The sequence below is a fragment of the Halomonas sp. DP3Y7-2 genome, from assembly GCF_019800795.1.
GTDB lineage: Bacteria > Pseudomonadota > Gammaproteobacteria > Pseudomonadales > Halomonadaceae > Halomonas > Halomonas litopenaei_A.
In genome coordinates this window covers 242,360-262,007 of record NZ_JAHVKJ010000005.1, presented here as the reverse complement: position 1 = coordinate 262,007, position 19,648 = coordinate 242,360, and the positions used below count along the sequence as shown (strand labels likewise).

General features: G+C 61.4%; 20 protein-coding genes. 16 read left to right on the top strand and 4 right to left on the bottom strand.

All coding sequences use genetic code 11. From position 1 onward, the window contains the following. Positions 1–58 precede the first annotated feature (58 nt). Together KUV45_RS06500 and aspS are read left to right on the top strand one after the other, a co-directional pair. A complete protein-coding gene (locus tag KUV45_RS06500) occupies positions 59–334 on the top strand; it encodes an FmdB family zinc ribbon protein (protein WP_222163836.1) in 276 nt (91 codons plus the stop codon). Positions 335–377: 43 nt separating this feature from the next. Further along, complete coding sequence (gene aspS / locus KUV45_RS06495) at positions 378–2,156, top strand: aspartate--tRNA ligase (protein WP_206938644.1); 1,779 nt, start codon at positions 378–380, stop codon at positions 2,154–2,156. A 132-nt stretch (positions 2,157–2,288) separates the two neighbouring features. On the opposite strand, the gene ubiM is transcribed toward aspS, so the two are convergent. Next, positions 2,289–3,557, bottom strand: a complete 1,269-nt coding sequence (ubiM, locus tag KUV45_RS06490; protein ID WP_222163835.1) for a 5-demethoxyubiquinol-8 5-hydroxylase UbiM — start codon at positions 3,555–3,557, stop codon at positions 2,289–2,291. A 253-nt stretch (positions 3,558–3,810) separates the two neighbouring features. On the opposite strand from ubiM, the gene ruvC reads away from it, so the two are divergent. From ruvC to KUV45_RS06440, 10 genes are all read left to right on the top strand, one after another. Next, positions 3,811–4,350: a crossover junction endodeoxyribonuclease RuvC gene (gene ruvC / locus KUV45_RS06485; RefSeq protein WP_222163834.1), complete on the top strand. Its 540-nt coding sequence runs from the start codon at positions 3,811–3,813 to the stop codon at positions 4,348–4,350. A gap of 225 nt (positions 4,351–4,575) precedes the next feature. Continuing rightward, positions 4,576–5,181 carry a Holliday junction branch migration protein RuvA gene (ruvA, locus tag KUV45_RS06480; protein ID WP_206938656.1) on the top strand — a complete coding sequence of 202 codons (606 nt, stop codon included), beginning with the start codon at positions 4,576–4,578 and terminating at the stop codon, positions 5,179–5,181. A 1-nt stretch (position 5,182) separates the two neighbouring features. Then, positions 5,183–6,211 (top strand): Holliday junction branch migration DNA helicase RuvB, encoded by a 1,029-nt coding sequence (gene ruvB / locus KUV45_RS06475; RefSeq protein WP_206938665.1) that lies wholly within the window; start codon positions 5,183–5,185, stop codon positions 6,209–6,211. 18 nt (positions 6,212–6,229) lie between these two features. Continuing rightward, on the top strand, positions 6,230–6,919 hold the full coding sequence (gene tolQ, locus KUV45_RS06470) for a protein TolQ (RefSeq protein ID WP_224852098.1): 690 nt from the start codon (positions 6,230–6,232) through the stop codon (positions 6,917–6,919). 15 nt (positions 6,920–6,934) lie between these two features. Beyond that, the gene (gene tolR / locus KUV45_RS06465; RefSeq protein ID WP_206938666.1) at positions 6,935–7,375 is read left to right on the top strand and encodes a protein TolR; all 441 of its coding nucleotides are present in this window, start codon (positions 6,935–6,937) and stop codon (positions 7,373–7,375) included. A gap of 8 nt (positions 7,376–7,383) precedes the next feature. After that, positions 7,384–8,643, top strand: coding sequence for a cell envelope integrity protein TolA (gene tolA / locus KUV45_RS06460; protein WP_222163833.1), 1,260 nt, complete (start codon positions 7,384–7,386; stop codon positions 8,641–8,643). A gap of 101 nt (positions 8,644–8,744) precedes the next feature. Then, positions 8,745–10,001: a Tol-Pal system beta propeller repeat protein TolB gene (gene tolB, locus KUV45_RS06455; protein WP_222163897.1), complete on the top strand. Its 1,257-nt coding sequence runs from the start codon at positions 8,745–8,747 to the stop codon at positions 9,999–10,001. 60 nt (positions 10,002–10,061) lie between these two features. Further along, positions 10,062–10,604: a peptidoglycan-associated lipoprotein Pal gene (gene pal / locus KUV45_RS06450; RefSeq protein WP_206938672.1), complete on the top strand. Its 543-nt coding sequence runs from the start codon at positions 10,062–10,064 to the stop codon at positions 10,602–10,604. A 31-nt stretch (positions 10,605–10,635) separates the two neighbouring features. Beyond that, positions 10,636–11,442 (top strand): tol-pal system protein YbgF, encoded by an 807-nt coding sequence (gene ybgF, locus KUV45_RS06445; protein ID WP_206938674.1) that lies wholly within the window; start codon positions 10,636–10,638, stop codon positions 11,440–11,442. Between the two features lie 13 nt (positions 11,443–11,455). Next, positions 11,456–12,232 carry a YciK family oxidoreductase gene (locus tag KUV45_RS06440; protein ID WP_222163832.1) on the top strand — a complete coding sequence of 259 codons (777 nt, stop codon included), beginning with the start codon at positions 11,456–11,458 and terminating at the stop codon, positions 12,230–12,232. Between the two features lie 122 nt (positions 12,233–12,354). Here KUV45_RS06440 and KUV45_RS06435 read toward each other — a convergent pair whose 3' ends face one another. Both KUV45_RS06435 and ubiG read right to left on the bottom strand, forming a co-directional pair. Continuing rightward, positions 12,355–13,017: an HAD-IA family hydrolase gene (locus tag KUV45_RS06435; RefSeq protein ID WP_222163831.1), complete on the bottom strand. Its 663-nt coding sequence runs from the start codon at positions 13,015–13,017 to the stop codon at positions 12,355–12,357. Then, positions 13,014–13,733, bottom strand: a complete 720-nt coding sequence (gene ubiG / locus KUV45_RS06430; RefSeq protein WP_374107020.1) for a bifunctional 2-polyprenyl-6-hydroxyphenol methylase/3-demethylubiquinol 3-O-methyltransferase UbiG — start codon at positions 13,731–13,733, stop codon at positions 13,014–13,016. The genes KUV45_RS06435 and ubiG overlap by 4 nt, the downstream gene beginning before the upstream one ends. 150 nt (positions 13,734–13,883) lie before the next feature. Here ubiG and galU point away from each other — a divergent pair, with 150 nt between their 5' ends. Both galU and KUV45_RS06420 read left to right on the top strand, forming a co-directional pair. Beyond that, entirely contained in the window at positions 13,884–14,774 is an 891-nt protein-coding gene (galU, locus tag KUV45_RS06425) for a UTP--glucose-1-phosphate uridylyltransferase GalU (protein ID WP_206938682.1), read from the top strand. A 4-nt stretch (positions 14,775–14,778) separates the two neighbouring features. Next, a complete protein-coding gene (locus KUV45_RS06420; RefSeq protein WP_206938684.1) occupies positions 14,779–16,071 on the top strand; it encodes a nucleotide sugar dehydrogenase in 1,293 nt (430 codons plus the stop codon). Between the two features lie 7 nt (positions 16,072–16,078). On the opposite strand, the gene KUV45_RS06415 is transcribed toward KUV45_RS06420, so the two are convergent. Beyond that, positions 16,079–16,624, bottom strand: a complete 546-nt coding sequence (locus KUV45_RS06415) for a Fe-Mn family superoxide dismutase (protein WP_222163829.1) — start codon at positions 16,622–16,624, stop codon at positions 16,079–16,081. A gap of 207 nt (positions 16,625–16,831) precedes the next feature. Here KUV45_RS06415 and KUV45_RS06410 point away from each other — a divergent pair, with 207 nt between their 5' ends. Continuing rightward, the gene (locus tag KUV45_RS06410) at positions 16,832–17,701 is read left to right on the top strand and encodes a hypothetical protein (protein ID WP_222163828.1); all 870 of its coding nucleotides are present in this window, start codon (positions 16,832–16,834) and stop codon (positions 17,699–17,701) included. A gap of 29 nt (positions 17,702–17,730) precedes the next feature. Next, positions 17,731–19,605 carry an autotransporter assembly complex family protein gene (locus KUV45_RS06405; RefSeq protein WP_308126697.1) on the top strand — a complete coding sequence of 625 codons (1,875 nt, stop codon included), beginning with the start codon at positions 17,731–17,733 and terminating at the stop codon, positions 19,603–19,605. The last annotated feature ends 43 nt before the right edge of the window (positions 19,606–19,648 follow it).

Here is a 19,648-nt window from a genome sequence, read left to right as displayed (position 1 = left end):
GCCGCTGTGGCGTCTCTGTTCCTACTTTTAGGGTTGATGCGAACGGAGACCTCAAACCATGCCCATCTACGAATATCAGTGCAAGGCCTGTGGCCACCGTCTCGAGAAGCTGCAGCGAATGAGCGCCGCTCCCTTGAGCGATTGTCCAGCCTGTGAAGCCCCCGAGCTGAATCGTCTGGTCTCTGCCGCAGGCTTTCGTCTTGCCGGCGGTGGCTGGTACGAAACCGATTTCAAGACCGGCGGCAGCAAGAAAAACCTGGCGGGCGACAGTGGTGCCTCGAGTGGCAGCAGCGGCTCCGGTAGCTCGTCCTCCGGAGACGGCGCCGCCGCCTGAGTCTCGATCCGTCCAACCTTCACGCAACATGACAGGAATCAACATGCGCAGCCATTATTGCGGCCAGCTCAACGAAACCCTGGTAGACCAGACGGTCAGCCTGTGCGGCTGGGTGCATCGCCGCCGTGACCACGGTGGGGTGATCTTCCTAGACCTTCGCGATCGTGATGGCATCGCCCAGGTTGTGGTCGACCCTGACACTGCCGAGGCCTTCGCCAATGCCGACCGCGCCCGCAGCGAGTACGTGCTGCGCATTCAGGGCCGTGTGCGCATGCGTCCCGAAGGCACCCAGAACCCGAACATGCCGACAGGCCTGATCGAGGTGCTGGCCAAAGAAGTAGAGGTGCTCAACACCGCCGCAACGCCGCCGTTCCAGCTGGACGAGCATGGCAAGGTCGGTGAGGAAATTCGCCTCAAGCACCGCTACATCGATCTGCGTCGCCCTGAGATGATCGAGAAGCTGCGTCTGCGTTCTCGCATCTCCCACAGCGTACGCGCCTTCCTCGAAGGCGAAGGCTTTCTGGATATCGAGACCCCGGTACTGACCCGCGCCACCCCTGAGGGTGCCCGCGACTACCTGGTGCCTAGCCGTACCCATGCTGGCAACTTCTTTGCGTTGCCGCAGTCCCCACAGCTGTTCAAGCAGCTGTTGATGGTGGCGGGCTTCGATCGTTACTACCAGATTGCCAAGTGTTTCCGCGACGAGGACCTGCGGGCGGATCGTCAGCCTGAATTCACTCAGATCGACCTCGAGGCTTCCTTTGTCGACGAGTCCGACATCATGGGTATTACCGAATCCATGATCCAGGGCCTGTTCAAGGATGTGCTGGATGTCGAACTTGGCGACTTCCCGCGGATGACCTGGCATGAGGCGATGCATCGCTTCGGCTCTGACAAGCCTGATCTGCGTATTCCGCTCGAGCTGACCGATGTCGACGATCTGATGAAAGACGTCGACTTCAAGGTCTTCTCTGGTCCTGCCAACGCCGAAGACGGTCGTGTGGCAGCGCTCAAGGTGAGTGGCGGTGCCAAGCTGTCACGCAAGGAAATTGACGAATACACCAAGTTCGTCGGTATCTACGGAGCGCGCGGTCTGGCCTGGATCAAGGTCAACGAGCGTGCGAAGGGTATCGAAGGTCTGCAGTCGCCGATCGTCAAGTTCATGGAAGACGTGATCGAGACGCTGCTTGACCGTGTCGGTGCGGAAGATGGCGACATCATCTTCTTCGGCGCCGACAAGGCGCGCATCGTCAACGAGGCACTGGGAGCGCTGCGGGTCAAGCTGGGCGAGGATCTCAATCTCTACACCCAGGCCTGGGCACCGCTGTGGGTCGTCGACTTCCCGATGTTCGAGGCGGATGACAACGGGCGTCTGAGTCCGCTGCACCACCCGTTCACCTCGCCAGCCTGCAGCCCGGAAGAGCTCAAGGCCAATCCGGCGGGGGCACTTTCACGCGCCTATGACATGGTGCTGAACGGTACCGAGCTGGGTGGCGGCTCCATTCGTATTCACGATCAGGCCATGCAGAGCGTGGTGTTCGAGATTCTCGGGATCGGTGAAGAAGAGGCCCGTGAGAAGTTTGGCTTCCTGCTCGACGCCCTGCACTATGGCGCGCCGCCCCACGGTGGCCTGGCATTCGGTCTCGACCGTCTGGTCATGCTGATGACCGGTGCGCGCACCATTCGGGAAGTCATTGCCTTCCCGAAGACGCAGAGTGCCGCGTGCTTGATGACGGACGCACCGGGCGATGTCAGCGCCGATCAGCTCAAGGAGCTGAACATTCGTCTTCGTCAGAAGGCCAAGGCCGACAGCGCCGAGTGAGACAAGCCGCCCAGGCCGTCACCTGGGCGCTTGCACCAGGGGCTTGTTTCGACAGGTCCGCCTGGCGCATGAATGACGCAGAACCCCCGCCATATGGCGGGGGTTCTGCGTTTGTATAGCGGTCATTCCTGCTTACTGCTGGCGAGATGGCGCCCCTGAAAACAACAGGGAAGGAAAGGGCGCAGGTGGCAGGGGCAGTGACGGCAGCCCAGGGAGTGGAATCGGCCCTGCTCGATTGGGCGCGGTCTGAGCAAGCTGCTGCGCTAGCCAATGGCGGGCAGGAGACAGTCGCTCTCCCGCTCGTAAACCAAGGTGTCGCAGGATGCGAGCATGGGGGCGTTCATCGGTATATAGCCCGACGATGGCCTGGGTCGCCTGATACAGCGGCCAAGTGGCGAGACGATGCTCCCGTTCATAGCCGACCAGCAGATGGGGGGCGGCGATATCCTTACCCTGCTGATAGGCGTCGATCAACCGTCGGGCCAGGCGGTATTGGCTATGTATCCCGAAGTTGAAGCCATGGGCGGTGACAGGATGCATGCCCACCGCCGCATCGCCGACCAACGCCAGGCGAGTGCCGACAAAGCGTTCCGCATAAGCGCTGACCAAGGGGTAGACGTGAGCTTCACCGTTGACGGTCATCGCTCCCAGTCGGTTGGCGTAGCGCTGTGTCAAGGCAGCGGAAAGCGCTTCTGAGGGAAGTGACGACAGTTCTGCCATCTGCCGGCTGGGCAGGGTGACTACCGCGGAGGATAGATGAGAGGTCAACGGTAGTAGCGCCAGTGTCTGGCCGTGATCAAACCACTCCCAGGCAGACTGGTCGTGAGCGCGTTCGTGGTGAACGCGGCACACCATCATGCTGCGTCCATTGTCCCGCATGCGTGCGGCGATCCCCATTTGACGGCGAGTCTCGGAAAAGCGGCTGTCGGCGGCGACCGCCAGCCGCGCTGTCACTTCCTCACCATTCTCTAGACGAAGCCGCGCGCACTGAGCATCTGTGTCAATCTGCTTCAGGGAAGAGAAGTGCCACTCGATGCCATCGATTCGACTTGCCTCATCGTAGGCCGCCTGGCGGATCAGATGGTTGGAGACCATCACGCCGAGGGGATGATCGGGATCGTGTGGATCCACCTTCATCGAGAACTGCGATGCACCATTGAAAATTCTTGCGCTCGCCAGTGGATACACCTGCTGCTGGGGAATCCGCTGCCATACGCCTAGCGTTTCCAGCAGACCCGCAGACGCTCGGGTGACGGCGATCTCGCGGCCATCTGGTTGGGGGGTGGAGAGCTGGTCCTGGCGCGCGCGCTCAATTAGCGCCACGTCCATTCCAGCGCCCGCCAGTGCACGCGCCAAGCAGATGCCAACAGGCCCCGCGCCTACGATGGCCACATCTTTCATACCTGACTCCTGTGTCGGATTCGCTGGTCATTTGAAGGAACGATAGAATGGTGCGCATTACGCTAGCACAGCCTCAGACGCTTTCGTCTGCATTGTGCGGTTATCTTGATCTGGTCAAGGATGGCAGCGCCACGACCCTAAGGACATAAATGCTAGATTTTTCCACCAATTCAGGCCAAGGCCATGCCATTCTTGCGGGCGATGACAACGGCCGTGGCACGTGTGTCCAGTACGCGGCACAGGAGAGACAGGGATGATTGTGCTGGGCATTGACCCTGGTTCACGTGTGACAGGCTACGGTGTACTTGACGCCAGCGAGCGACAGCCACGCTATGTGGCCAGTGGCTGTATTCGCCTCAAAGACGACGCCCTTGCGCAACGGCTCGCCCAGGTCTACGCCGGCATCAGCGAGTTGATTGGCCTCTACCGCCCAGGCGCCTTTGCCATTGAGCAGGTGTTCATGTCGAAAAATGCCGACTCCGCGTTGAAATTGGGACAGGCCCGAGGGGCTGCGATTGTGTGTGCCGCTAACCACGGTCTTACCGTCAACGAGTATGGTCCACGACAGATCAAGCAGGCGGTGACCGGTTCCGGTGGCGCAGAAAAGACCCAGGTGCAGCATATGATCACCGCCACCCTTGGGCTGTCGGGCACTCCTCAGGCAGACGCTGCAGATGCATTGGCGATTGCCTTGACGCACCTCTACGCGTCCCGAGGACTGGTCAATGAAGGCAATTATGGCGGGCGTCGCGGCCGTGGTCGCGGACAATCCTGGCGGCAGTACCGTCCCTGACGATAGCGTTGGAGCCGTGCCCTTGGATGAGCGTCTCTTTATGCAGACACCTTGATTTTCGAACAGTGTTTGTCACGCTAGCGATGGCTATCTGGTAGCCGTATAGTGGGCGCAGCCAAGGGGTAGTCCGGTGGCATGTTACGGCGTTGCACCAGCGAACTCCGGCCCCGGTCTCGGTTACACTGGTGGTCACCTACACCGAATGTTCAAGGAAGTTATAGCGCCATGATTGGACGCATCACAGGCACATTGCTCGAGACTCAGCCCCCCTGGCTCGTGGTGGATGTGGGAGGGGTCGGCTACGAAATGGAAGCCTCAATGACGACCCTGGTCGCACTGCCCGGTAGTGGTGAGAAGGTGTCGTTGTACACCCATTTGACCGTACGCGATGACGCTCATCTTTTGTACGCCTTTGCTCGCGAGCAGGAGCGGGCGTTGTTTCGGGCCCTGATCAAGGTCAACGGCATCGGGCCGAAACTGGCATTGGCGATTCTCTCGGGCATGGAGGAGGACGCCTTCGTGCGCTGCGTCATGGAGGACGACGTGAAGGCTCTGACACGTCTACCTGGCGTGGGCAAGAAGACCGCTGAACGCCTGGTCATCGAGATGCGAGATCGCTTCCCCCATTGGCAGCATCCCGACAGTCTCCCGCTGGAGGGACAGCCTGCGGCACCCACGTCCTCCACGTCTTTGCTGGCGGATGCGGAAGCAGCATTGGTCAGTCTCGGCTACAAGCCTACGGAGGCGAGCCGCATGCTGTCGGGACTCGAAGGGGAAGGCAGTACCGAAGCCATGATCAAGGCGGCACTGACACGCCGCATGGCGGGCTGACATGATTGAAACGGATCGCCTTATCGCCGGAGACACCCTGGAAGGCGAGGGTCGGGTGGATCATGCCATTCGTCCCAAGCGTCTCGCCGATTACATCGGTCAGCCGCGAGTGCGCGAACAGCTCGAGATTTTCATCCATGCGGCCAGAGCCAGAGACGAGAGCCTGGATCATACCTTGGTATTCGGTCCTCCTGGTCTCGGCAAGACGACGCTGGCGAACATCATCGCCACGGAGATGGGGGTTGGACTGACCTCGACGTCTGGTCCGGTGCTGGAGAGAGCCGGAGATCTGGCTGCCATGCTGACCAACCTGAAGGCCGGCGATGTGCTGTTCATCGATGAGATACACCGGCTCTCTCCTGTGGTCGAAGAGATCCTCTATCCGGCGATGGAAGATTTTCAGCTGGATATCGTGATTGGTGAAGGGCCGGCAGCACGCTCGATCAAGCTCGATCTGCCTCCTTTTACCCTGGTCGGCGCCACGACCCGGGCAGGCCGGCTGACCTCACCACTACGCGATCGCTTTGGCATTGTTCAGCGCCTGGAATTCTATGCCATCGACGAGCTGACCGAGATCGTGGCGCGTTCTGCGCGCTTGCTCGAGGTAGAAGCCGACCTCGCCGGTGCCAGAGAGGTGGCGAGGCGGTCTCGGGGCACGCCCCGAATTGCCAATCGCCTGCTGCGGCGGGTGCGTGACTTTGCCGAAGTGAAGGCGGGAGGTCATATCACCGCCGACGTGGCCGACCAGGCCCTGAACATGCTGCATGTGGACCACCATGGACTGGATCATATGGACCGCCGACTGCTGCTGGCGATGATCGAAAAGTTCGAGGGTGGTCCGGTAGGCGTGGACTCTCTGTCCGCTGCCATCGGAGAAGAGCGCGACACCATTGAAGATGTCATCGAACCCTATCTGATTCAGCAGGGTCTGATGATGCGAACCGCCAGAGGCCGGGTGGTTACCCGCCAGGCCTGGACCCATTTTGGCATGGCCCCGGACGACCGGGCCCTTGACGCTTCCAACGACTGATTTGAGACGAGGATTTCCGTGAACGACTCCATGTCCATTCCCCACTTGATCATGAACGCCAGCGGCGTGGTCCAGTTCGTCATGCTGTTGCTGATGATCGGTTCCGTGCTGTCCTGGATCGTGGTGTTTCAGCGCAGCTTCGTCATGCGGCGTGCCCGCAAGGCTCACCGCGCGTTCGAAGATCGGTTCTGGTCCGGCGTCGACCTCAACGAGCTGTACAAGAATGCTCCGGCCGAAGGCGATAGCCAGGGCGCTGAGCACATCTTTCGTGCGGGTTTCCGTGAATTCAATCGGCTGATGCCCAAGACGCGCAGCCCACAGGCGATCCTTGACGGCGTTCAGCGCAGCATGCGGGTGGCCTGGTCCCGCGAAGAAGAGCGCTTGAACCTTCATCTGGTCTTTCTGGCCACCGTCGCCTCGGCCAGTCCCTATATCGGCCTGTTCGGTACCGTGTGGGGCATCATGGGCTCCTTCCAGTCGCTGTCCATGGCCCAGCAAGCGACCTTGGCCACGGTGGCACCGTGGATTGCCGAAGCGCTGGTCGCTACCGCGATGGGCCTGTTTGCGGCTATTCCTGCGGTTATCTTCTACAACCGCCTTTCTGCCGAGTCGTCACGCTTGCTGGGCAAGTACGAAGACTTTGCCGAGGAGTTTCACTCCATCCTGCACCGCAACCTGCAGGGCCGTCCCGACGCAAGTGCGGCCTGAGGAAGGAGACCCTCCATGCTAGGACCCTTCAATCGCCGTGGGCGCAGCAAGCCCATGGGGGAAATCAACGTCGTGCCCTTCATCGACGTCATGCTGGTGCTGCTGGTGATCTTCATGATTACCGCACCCATGCTGACCCAGGGGGTGAAGGTCGATTTGCCACAGGTGACGTCTGAGCCGATCGAGGATGTCGAGAACAGCGAACCGATCATCGTGTCGGTCGACAAGGAAGGCCAGTATTTCATCAGTCTTGGTGGAGACGAGACGCAGGTCAGCCTGGATGAGCTCAGTGATCGCGTCATTATTCTGCTGGAGCGCAAACCCGGCACGCCGGTGATGGTGCGTGGTGACCGCAATGTGGCATATGGCCAGATAGTGACCCTGATGAGCACGCTGCAGGTGGCTGGCGTCGCCAACGTAGGGCTGATTTCCGAGCCCCCGCCCCAGGAAGGCTAGGAGAGCTCATGGCGAAACCACAACGGCGAACGACCAGCAAGCGCGCCGGAAGCGTCGGCTACGGCCTGCCGACAGTGCTGGCCGTGGCATTGCACCTGGGGCTGCTCATCCTGAGCGTGATCAAGTGGCCGACCAGCGAGCCTGAGACGCCCAATAACGCTATCGTGCAGGCAACGCTGATCAGCACCGAAACACGGACTGATCAGGCGCAGCAGGCTGCGGAGGCACGTACCCGTGCGGCGGAACGCCAGGCAGAGGAAGAGGCCAAGCGTGACGCCGAGCGGCAAGCCGAGCAAGAGGCTGAACGCAAGGCGCAGGAAGAGGCTGAACGTGCAGCGCAGCAGGAAGCGGAGCGGCAAGCTCAGGAACAAGCTGAACGGCAGGCCCAGGCGGAAGCGGCGGAGCAAGCACGTGCTGAAGCAGAGCGTCGCGCGGCTGAAGCGGAAGCTGCCGAACAGCAGCGGGCGCAGCAGGAGGCTGAGCGTGAAGCGGCACGTGAGCAGGCCGAGCAGGAGCGCCAGGCGGAAGCCGAGCGCAGACGTCAGGAAGAGGCCGCTCGTCAGCAGGAAGCCGAACGCCAGGCCCGCGAGGAGGCCGAGCAGAAAGCAAGAGAGGAAGCCGAGCAAAAGGCCAGAGAAGAAGCTGAGCGCCAAGCCCGCGAAGAAGCCGAGCGCAAGGCCAGAGAGGAAGCCGAGCGTCGGGCCCGCGAGGAAGCCGAGCAAAAGGCCAGAGAAGACGCTGAGCGCCAGGCCCGCGAGGAGGCCGAGCAAAAGGCCAGAGAAGAAGCCGAGCGCCAGGCCCGCGAGGAAGCCGAGCGAAAGGCCAGAGAGGAAGCCGAGCAGAGGGCCAAAGAGGAAGCCGAACGCAAGGCCCGGGAGGAGGCTGAGCGCCAGGCACGGGAGGAGGCTGAGCGGCAGTTGCAGCGCATTATCGAAGGCGATTCCGATGCCGTCTCCAATGCCGAGCAGGGCGCCGAGGCCGCCAATGGCTTCATTCAACTGGTGCGACGTGCCGTAGAGCAAGCCTGGGTCATCCCGCCGAATGTCGGCAATGGCACCACGGCCGAAGTTGAAGTTCGGCTTGGTCCCTCCGGGGAAGTGTTCGCGGTGAGCATCCGTCGCTCCAGTGGCGATGCCGCCTTTGATAATTCGGCGATTCAGGCGGTGGAGTCGGCCGCGCCATTTTCCGAGCTGCGGGACCTTCCCAGCGGCGTGCAACGCGACTATCGTCAATTCAATCTGCGGTTCAGACCAGGAGACATTCGCTGATGAGAGCATTGAACGCGAGTTGGTGGGCAGGAACAGAGCGTCGATCCGGTGGTCATCGACGTACGCTCTGCAAAGGACTGGCTTCGGTCGTGACCGGCGCCATGCTGTGGCTGGTTGGCCCCGTGGCTTCTGCAGACCTCACCATCGATATTACGCGGGGTAACGAGCGCGCCACGCCCATCGCCGTGGTTCCCTTCGCTGATCAGGCCGGTGGCTTGCCCGAGGACATCGCCCAGGTCGTCTCCGACGATCTGGAGCGCAGCGGCTACTTCGAGCCTCTGCCCCGCTCGGCGATGTTCAACCAGCCCTCCAGCAGTGACGACGTCACCTATGGCGACTGGCGTAGCCTGGACTCCCGCTATCTGGTCGTAGGCAGCACCAGCCAGGAAGGTGGACAGGTCAAGGTGCGTTACGAACTGCTCGACGTCAGCGGCGAAAGTCGTCTGCTCGGAGAGACTGTGACGGCCTCAAGCTCCGACCTGCGTGGGGCGGCCCACTATATCAGTGACCAGATCTTCGAAGAGATCACCGGTATTCGCGGCGCGTTTTCAACCCGTATTGCCTATGTCACGTCCCAAGGCGTGGGTGATAACACCCAGTATGGTCTTTATGTGGCGGATGCCGACGGTCGCAACAGCCAGCAGGTGCTGACATCCGATGAGCCGATCATGTCACCGGCCTGGTCTCCTGACGGCGGCAAGCTGGCGTACGTATCCTTCGAGACCGAGCGTCCGGCGATCTATGTCCAGAACCTGGCTACCGGACAGCGGGCCAAGTTGACCGACTTTGAAGGTCTCAATAGCGCGCCGAGCTGGTCCCCGGATGGCCGTCGTCTGGCCATGGCGCTGTCCCGCGATGGCCAGCCTGAAATCTACGTGATGGATATCGGTTCTCGTAACCTGCAGCGTGTGACCAACTCCAGCAGCATCGAGACCGAACCGGCCTGGAGCCCCGACGGCAGCAGCCTGATCTTTACCTCTGACCGCTCTGGAGGTCCACAGATCTATCGTCAGAGCGTCAACGGCGGCAACGCCGAGCGTCTGACCTACACCGGTAGCTACAACGCTCGTGGACGCCTGTCTCCGGACGGCAAGACGCTGTTCTTGATCCACCGTGGCAACAATGGTTATCAGGTGGCGAAGCAGGATCTGGACAGTGGGCGCCTGGTGGAAATTAGCGATGCACAACAAGCTGAATCTCCCAGTATCGCGCCCAATGGCACCATGGTAATCTTCGCCACCCAGCAGGGTAGTACGGGGGTGCTGGGGGCGGTCACCGCCGATGGACGTGCGCAGTTCCGCCTGCCAGCCGCCCAGGGTGATGTGCGTGAGCCGTCCTGGTCCCCGTTCCTCAACTGATTCGTTGGTAGCCTCGGCCCACGAATCGACTTTGATGCATCAAGCAAGGAGAGTGACACGATGTTTCTGAAGCCCTACGCCCGTTCGCTGGCAATCGCCGCTTCCCTGGCCGTGCTGGCCGGCTGTTCCAGCACTGGCGGCACCCAGGACGGCAGCGCCGCCGGAAGTGGTTCCGGCACCATGGGCGGATCCGGTGTCGGCACCGGCACCGCAGGCAGCGGCCAGGTAAGCGGCTACGGCACCGATGGCTCCGGCCAGATGTCCGATGCACGCATCCCTGAAGTGCGCACCATCTACTTCAACTATGACAGCGACGCGATTCGCCCTGAGTTCGAGTCAGTGGTCAATGCCCACGCTCAGTACCTCAGCCGCAATCCGAATGCCTCTGTCGTGTTGCAGGGCCACACCGACGAGCGTGGTACCCGCGAATACAACCTGGCACTGGGTGAGCGTCGTGCCGGATCTGTCGAGCGCTACCTGCGCCTGCAAGGCGTCAATCCGTCCCAGGTGGAAGTCGTCAGCTACGGTGAAGAGCGCCCGGCGGCTCGCGGTAGCAACGAGGATGCCTTTGCACAGAACCGCCGCGTGGTCTTTGCTTACTAAAGGTCACTGACGTCGGACGTGGGAGAAGTCAATGAGACACAGTCTTAAGGGACTGTGCGGCGCGGGAGCCTTGGTGCTCCCGTTGTCCGTCATAGTACCCGCCATCATGTCACCAGCGCTGGCCCAGCAACCGGTTGTCAGGGATCTTGGAGGCAGCAACAGCTTTTATGATCAGACGGCCACCCAGGCCCAAGCCAGCGGTAACCTGGCCTTGTTCAACCAGGTCGAACAGCACCAACGGGAGCTGAGAGAGCTGCGCGGGCAGATCGAGGAGTTGCGCTATCAGCTTGATCAGCTGAAGCAGCAGAGCCGCCAGCAGTACATGGACCTGGATCAGCGCCTCAGCGAGCTGCCTGCCCAGGCGCCGCAAGCCTCATCCTCAGCGGCCGCTGCCGACACTTCCGAGCCGAAGGGCGACTCGACCAGTAACTCATCCCAGCAAGCGGGAAGCGGCGCGAGTGACCAGGCTCGCGAGGCGTATCAGGCCGCTTTCTCCAAGGTCCAGTCACGCAATTTCGATCAAGCCATCAGTGATTTCGATACCTTCGTGGATCGCTATCCCGACAGCAGTCTGACCGGCAATGCCTACTACTGGCTGGGTGAGTTGCATTCGGCCCAATCGTCGTTTGGCGATGCCGAAAAGGCCTTTGACACCGTGCTGGAGAGATTCCCCGACAGCAGCAAGGTTCCCGATGCGATGTACAAGCTGGGACTGCTGAAAGCGCGCCAGGGGGATACGGATGCGGGACATGCGCTGCTGAAGTCGGTGCAGGAAGACTATCCTGATAGCAATGCCGCATCGCTGGCCGATGACTACATGCGCCAGAGCGGGGCCTGATCGAGGAATCGCCATGAGTGACCATGAGACCGCCTGCAAGATCGACTATCAAGCGCCCAGTGACTTGCTTAGCGATCGCATCGTTCTGGTAACCGGCGCCGGAGACGGTATTGGTCGAGTTGCCGCGATCGAATACGCTCGCCATGGTGCTACCGTGATTCTGCTGGGTCGCACCACGTCCAAGCTTGAGAAGGTGTATGACGAGATAGAAGCGTCGGGGGGACCACAGCCGGCAATCTTCCCGCTGAACTTCGAGGGGGCAACGCTCAAGGACTATCACGACATGGCTGAGGCGTTGAACAAGGAGTTCGGTCGTCTCGACGGCATCCTGCACAACGCCGGGCTCCTGGGCAAGATCACACCCTTCGAGCAGTACAATCCTGAGCTCTGGGAGCAGGTGATGCAGGTCAACCTGCAAGGGCCGATCTGGATGACCCAGGCCCTGTTACCATTGCTGACCCAGTCCCAGGATGCCTCCGTCATCTTTACCTCCTCCAGCGTCGGTCGCAAAGGGCGGGCCTACTGGGGAGCCTATTCGGTGTCAAAGTTCGCCACCGAAGGGTTCTCGCAGGTGCTGGCCGAAGAAATTGAGCACCTCGGGACGCTCAGGATCAACACGCTGAACCCTGGTGCGACACGCACGGCCATGCGCAAAGGGGCTTATCCCGGAGAAGATCCGATGACCCTGCGCACACCGGAAGACATCATGCCAACCTACCTGTGGCTGATGGGTCCGGATAGCAGGGGCTGCAACGGTCAGGCCTTCGACGCTCAACCACCAAAGCGTTGAGTGTGACTTACTGCCATTGCCTTGAGCTGCCTCAGGTGGTGCAAGATGCAAGGCAATGGCAGCGTGGACCTGAGCTTAGTGACGACGGCTTGGCCGTAGTCGGTCTTTCCACTGCCGTCGTGTCAGGGCAGGCTGAGCGCTTCCACGACCGCCTCAGCAGTGTCGAACCAGCGATCCGCTGGCCACTGCCGAATGTCGTCTTCCTCTGCGATATAGCCATATCCCACTGCGATAGCGGTCATGCCGGCCGCTCTGGCGGCTTGCATGTCGCGCACGTGGTCGCCCAGATACCAGCACTCCTGCGGGGCCACTGACAGGCGCCGTGCTGCCTCGAGCAATGGTTCCGGATGGGGCTTCTTGTGGGGTAGGTCATCGGCACACAGCAAGGCTCCAGGCTGCAGTCCCAGCGCCTCGACCAAGGGCTCGGCGTACAGGCGCGGCTTGTTGGTGACGATGCCCCAGGGACGCGAGCGATCGCTCCAGTGCAATAACAGGCGGTCGAGGGGCGGAAACACCTGGCTGTGGTCGGCGACAGCTTCCGCGTAGAAGTCGAGCAATGTCTGGCGTGCTGCGGCGTGATCAGGATGCGACGGTTCCAGTCCCAGGGCGAGGGTCACCAGTGCACTGCCGCCATTGGAGACTTGAGCGCGGATGCGTGGGTAGGGCAGCGCCTCCTGACCATGCAGTTGGCGCAGTCGATTGGTGGCCATCGCCAGATCAGGCGCCGTATCGACCAGGGTGCCATCGAGATCAAACAGCAGGGCCTGGGGCGATGACTGACTCATGCCACCTCCTTACGGCAATGCATCAGATAGTTGACCGAGACATCCTCGGCAGACAGCGAGAAGCGGCGGGTTACCGGATGGTAGACCAGTCCTGTCTGTTCGCAGACCTTGAGCCCAGCGTCACGGCACCAGCGAGCCAGTTCCGATGGACGGATGAAGCGCGCATAGTCATGGGTTCCGCGGGGCACCATCTTGAGCAGATATTCCGCTCCCAGGATGGCCAGGGCGTAGGACTTGGGGTTGCGATTGATCGTCGACAGCACCAGTTGCCCACCCGGCTTCAACAGTGAGGCGCAGGCCCGGATGATCGCTTCGGGATCGGGGACATGCTCCAGCATCTCCAGGCAGGTGACGACATCGGCACTTGCTGGAGCTTCGCTCGCCAGATCCTCGACGCTGACCAGCCGGTAGTCGACGTCTACGTCGTGCTCCCGGGCATGCTGTCGAGCGACCTCCAGCGAGGCGTCGGCGAGGTCAATTCCGGTGACTCGGGCACCGCGTCGTGCCATGGCCTCAGCCAGGATGCCACCGCCACAGCCCACATCGATGACCTTGCGACCAGCCAGCCCAACCCTGGCGTCGATAAAGTCCAGGCGCAGCGGATTGATGGCATGCAGCGGCTTGAATTCCCCTTCGGGATCCCACCAGCGATCCGCCAGCGCAGAGAACTTGTCGATCTCGCTGTGGTCAACGTTGGCGGAAGGGGTATCGGACATGTTCATTAGGTTCTCCAAGGCAAGCCGCCAATGTCAGCGGACCACATTCGTCTGATACGCTATTCTACGCATTCCCTGTTCCAAGTCCCATGGTGCACGTCGCCATGGATGACACTAGAACCTCCTGTTTTCGACAAGAAGGAAGTCTCCATGATCCGCAAGGCCGTTCTCCCTGTCGCTGGTTTTGGCACCCGCTGCCTGCCTGCGTCCAAGGCCATCCCCAAGGAAATGATCACCATCGTGGATCGCCCGGTGATTCAATACGTGGTCCAGGAGGCCGTTGCGGCAGGTATTCGTGACATCGTCCTGGTGACTCATGGCACCAAGAGTGCCATTGAAAACCACTTTGACAAGCACTTCGAGCTGGAAGCCGGGCTTGAGGCCAAGGGCAAGACCGAATTGCTCGAAGAGCTGCGGGCCATCGTACCAGCCGACGTCAATATCATCAGCGTGCGCCAGCCCGAACCGCTGGGTCTGGGACACGCCGTGCTATGCGCGCGCCCGGTGATTGGCGACGACGAACCCTTTGCGGTGCTGCTGCCGGACGTGCTGGTGGATGACGATGGTCTCAGCCGCAATGACCTGGCCGGCATGATCGAGGCGTTTGAACAGACCGGGCGCTCCCAGCTGATGGTCGAGGAAGTCCCCCGCGAGCTGACCTACAAGTACGGCATTGTGGCACCCAAGGGCGAACCGCCCCAGCCGGGCGAATCCTGCCAGCTCGATGGTCTGGTAGAGAAGCCCAAGGTGGAAGAAGCGCCTTCCAACCTTTCTGTGATCGGTCGCTACCTGCTCCCGGGACGGATCTTTCCGATGCTGGCCCGCACCAAGCCGGGCGCCGGCAATGAGATTCAGCTGACAGACGCTATCGAGGAGCTGCGCAACGCTGAAGGCGTTGACGCCTACCGTATGCAGGGCACGACGTATGACTGCGGTCATCAACTCGGTTATCTTGAGGCGATTCTGGCTTACGGTCGCCGACATGCTCGCTATGGCGAGGGCTTCACGGAGCTGTTGAAACGCTACGCTGCCGAGGACTGATGCCATGAAAGTGGTGATACATGGAAGTGAACTGTCAGCCGCCACCGCCGCCGCTGCCTTGTCCTGGGTGGGTCATGATGTCGTCTGGCGTCCTCTGGACCGCCGCTGGGACGAGCTGAAGGACAGCGGATGGCTCACTCGTGAGCCATCCGTGCTCGCGCATCTGACAGCGGCCATGGAGGCCGGGCACCTCAAGGTAGATCACGACGACCCGCCGCCGTACGCCGCCGTGGACGTCTTATGGCTTGCGCTGTCGCCCACCCAGCGTGATGAGGCGGCACGACTGGTCAAGGATGCGGCCGAGATGTTGGCCAACGGGGCGGTGATTATCAACAATGCTACCTTCCCGGTAGGTGATACCGAGCGTTTCGAAGCGCTGCTGCCCGATAAGGACGTCATGTCGGTGGCGTTGCCCGACACCCTTGAGGAAGGCCGCGCCTGGGACACCTTCACTCGGGCAAGAAGCTGGCTGCTGGGCTGCGACGATGATCGTGCAGAGCGCCAGGTCCGTGAACTGATGCGGGCGTTCAACCGTCGGCATGAGGTGTTCAAGCGCATGCCTCGGCGCGCCGCCGAGCTGACCAAGCTCGCCATCAACGGCATGTTGGCGACGCGGATCAGCTATATGAACGAGATGGCCGGACTGGCGGACACCCTTGGTGTCGACGTCGAGTACGTGCGCCAGGGCATGGGGGCAGACCCCCGTATTGGCTATGAGTACCTGTACCCGGGCTGCGGTTTTGGCGGTCCCAATTTCAGCCGCGATCTGGTGGGGCTGGCAGATGTACAGTCGGCCAGCGGTCGCCACTCTGAATTGCTCGATCAGGTCCTCGAGATCAACGAGCACAAGAAAGAGACGTTGTTCCGCAAGCTGTGGACCCATTTTCAGGGTCGTCTGGAAGGCCGCCGTGTGGCGATCTGGGGCGCCGCCTTCAAGCCCGGCACGGCGCGGATCGATCACGCTCCCGTGCTGACGCTGCTGCGTGCCCTGTGGGCCCAGGGCGTACACGTGCATCTGCACGACCCGGCAGCGCTGCCGGAGGTGCAGGCAGCGGTGGGTGATCATCCGCTGCTGACACTGCACTATGGAGACCCCCTCGACGCCTGTCAGCAGGTAGATGCGCTGTTGCTGGTGACCGAGTGGAAGGCTTACTGGAACCCGGATTGGCAGCTCCTGCACCAGCGCCTGAACGAGAAGCTTATCCTCGACGGGCGCAACATCTTTGACCCCGCGTATGTCGCGGGGCAGGGCTTCCATTACCGCGGCATCGGCAGGCGTGCAGACCCCGTCTGTTGAGTCTTCCTCAATCCTGAGCGTTGCGAGCGGCAAACGGCCAATTGATCAGAGGCCACAGCCGCTCCAGCGCCTCACTGTCGCCCAGGACGTCCAGTACCAAAAGGGGTTCACCCTGTGTCGTCATAGGCTCACCTGTCCCGGTGGTGGCGATGACAAGGGAATCGTCCTGACGCAGAACCCACACCCAAGCGGCGCTCTCTCCGGCCTTGCCCAATGTCCTGATGCAGGCCTCCTTCATTCCCTCGACACTCCCGTACTGACGCTGAATCATCGTCGCCAGTGGCTCCACCAAAGGCTCCGGGCGCGGTGTCAGGCAGTGCCAGAACAGGGTCAGGTTCCACGCCTCCTGAGCGTGATGACGCACCTCTTCACTGGCCGCTCGCAGCCCGTCGTCAAGTGACAGCGCTGCTTGCCCTTGCACGGCCGCCCAGCGGTTGAGAACCCGCAGATGATCGAGATGATCGCCCATGTAGCGGTGTTCGATCCAGCTCTTGGCAAGCCGAGGCTCCAATAGATGGCTGTCGTAGGGTAGTGCGGGTAATTCGAAGGACATGATAGCTCCTGAACAGGTCTTGCCACGGGGTCCAATAGCGGCGTCAATAGCATGTTGACAGCAGAGAAGCGCGCAGCGCCGTGCGTAATGGTGGTAAAAAACCTTACACTATCAGCCAACTGTTGGCTGCCAGCGACGTGACGTACGGTTCTCGGATCGCTACAGGTTGTGTTCGCGCCAGCTCCTCATGCAGATCAGGAGACCCCTATGGCTCACCCCCCAGACATCGGACGCCCGGGCAGTATCGTGCCGGATCCGGGCGAAAGCGTGTCCGCTACCCGTTATCGGCAAGCACCAGCGCCCAGGCTGTGGCCTTTGTGGCTGCTGATGCTGTTGGTCGTAGGTGGCCTGGCGGCGGGTAGCTGGTGGTTGTGGCAGGAACGCCAGCGGCTTGATCAGGAATTGAACCGTCTGCGCGGAGAACTCTCCAACGTTCACGCTCGCTTCCAGGCCGAACAAGGGGAGGGCGACCTGATAGCAGAGTTCGAGCGCCGCCTGGATGGGTTGGAGAGCGCCAATGAGGCTCTCGACCAACGGCTAGGGGAAGGCCTTGCTGGAGTGGAGAACGCACTTGCCGAACAGGCACAGGCATCGCTGGACCGCCAGGAAGTGAACGCAGAAACTTTGCAGGATCTAGACGAGAGGCTGTCCACTCTCAGCGACACCCTGGCATCGGCCCGCTCGTCACTGGCAGCGGTAGAACGGGCCGGCGACAGCGCCAGAGGTGCCCTCGAGGCGCGCATGGACAGGTTCGACGACGCCCGCGAGTCATTTGCTGGACGGCTGGCGTCCGTCACTACCCGGGTAGATGAAGTGGTCAGCCGACTGGATACTCGTCTCGGCGAGATGCTGCCACGGGTAGAAATCGCTGAAAATCGCCTGTCCGAGGTGACGCGTGACGTTGAAGGCTTGCGCCAATCACGCCAAGATGTGGCCGAAGAGCAGCAGGCGCTGGAGGCCAGGATCGGACAGCGAATCGACGCCATGGAAGACAATATGGCGTCGCTGGCCGCCGATCTGCGCGACCTGCGCCAAGCTCAACTCGCCTTCAGCGCACAACTGGAAGCGCTGCGTTGATCCAGTACCCACGTCAGGAACGCTACAACATGATGGAACATCGTGCTCCCGCTCGCCGGAGACTGGGTGCTGTTGCCTTGGGACCGGGCCTGCTGCTGCTGGTGGCACTGCCGACGTTCGCCATGGATGCCGAGGTCCAGGGTATCGAAGGACGAATCGCTGACAACGTCGAGGTCTACCTCGAGGGGCTGGATGGCAGCCAGTACCGCGTCGAACGCCTGCGCAACGAAGTGGCGCGCCTGACCCAGGAAGCCATGAGGGTGTACGGCTACTATGAGCCGTCCATCGAGATGCGCTTCGATCGTGATGAAGAGCCACAGGAAGTCTTCCTGACCATCGACAAGGGAGATCCGGTGCGCCTTGAGGTCATCGACTTCACGTTGGAAGGGGACGCGAAGGACGATGCGCCCTTCCAACTGGCGATCGACGCCTACCCGCAAGAGCTCGGGGACATCCTCGAGCATGCTCCCTATGACAGCCTCAAAAGCCGACTTCAGGGGCTGACCATCGAGCGCGGGTACTTCGACTGGCAGTTTACTGATGAACGTATGGAGATACGCCCCTGGGCGGATAGTGCACGCATTTACCTGGGCATGGACAGCGGCCCTCGCTATCGCTTCGGTAATGTCTACATCAAAGGCAGTCACATCGTCGAAGATCGCCTGCGCAATCTGGTCCCCTTTGACTACGGTGATCCCTACCTGGCCAGCGATGTGGCCGAACTGAACAACCGACTGAGCTCGACCGAGTGGTTCGGCTCGCTGACGGTTCGCCCCCGGCTGGAGCGCCAGAAAGGCAGTCTTGCTCTGCCGGAGCACGATGGCTGGTGGTACTCGGTTGATGTGAGCGAGATCCCGGCACCGTTCTCTGGTCCCCGGATTAGCCGAAAAGCCTTGGCCAGCGCACTTTCCCTCTATCCGCCTGCGCTACCCACAATGCCAGTGGATGTCACCGTTACCCCCGCTGATCGACATCAGTTTGAGGCGGGTGTCGGCTTTGCCACGGATGTAGGGCCCCGGCTTCAGTTTTCCTGGGAGCAACCGTGGGTCAACCGCTACGGGCATAGCTGGGACAACCAGGTCTATCTGTCTGCACCCGACCAGCAGTTCAGCGGTACCTATCGCATTCCCCTGGAAGACCCGCTCAATGACAGCTATCGGCTGCAGTACGGTCTGCGTAATCAGGATATCGAGGATACCGAGAGTTTCGAGAGCACCGTGGACTTCGGGCGCCACTGGGTCTTTGAAAACGACTGGGAACAGACGATCTACGTGCGTACCACCTATGAGGACTTCACCCAGGGTGAGCAGTCCGATCAGGTGCTGCTGTTGTACCCCGGGGTGAAATGGTCCCGGGTGCGCACTCGCAATCCCCAGTTTCCGACCTGGGGCGACCGCCAGAACCTGGAGCTGCAGTATTCTCATGAGTCCTGGGGGTCGGACGCGGAATTCTTTCGCATGACCGGTGACACCGCCTGGATTCGCAAGCTGGGTGACGACAACCGCTTTATCGGCCGTCTGGGCGTAGGCGCGATCAACACCGATGATTTCGACAAGATCCCGCCATCACTGCGCTTCTTTACCGGTGGCGACACCAGCGTGCGTGGTTACAGCTACGAATCCCTGTCCCCGGAGGATGAGAACGGCGACCTGGAAGGCGGGCAGCACGAATTTACCGCCAGCGTCGAGGCCCAGCGCCGGATCACCGGCAAGTGGTGGGGGGCCACCTTTGTCGACATTGGCGATGCGTTTTCGGAGTGGTGGCCCAATGACCTCAAGAAGAGCGCTGGGGTGGGTGTGAGATGGATCTCTCCGGTGGGGCCGATACGTTTTGATATCGCGCATCCCTTCGATGACGAGGACGATAATTTCCGCCTGCACTTCGCCATCGGACCAGAATTTTAAGGCCAGCCGGCGCCAGCCCCCTGACAGGAGGGCGCCAGCCCCT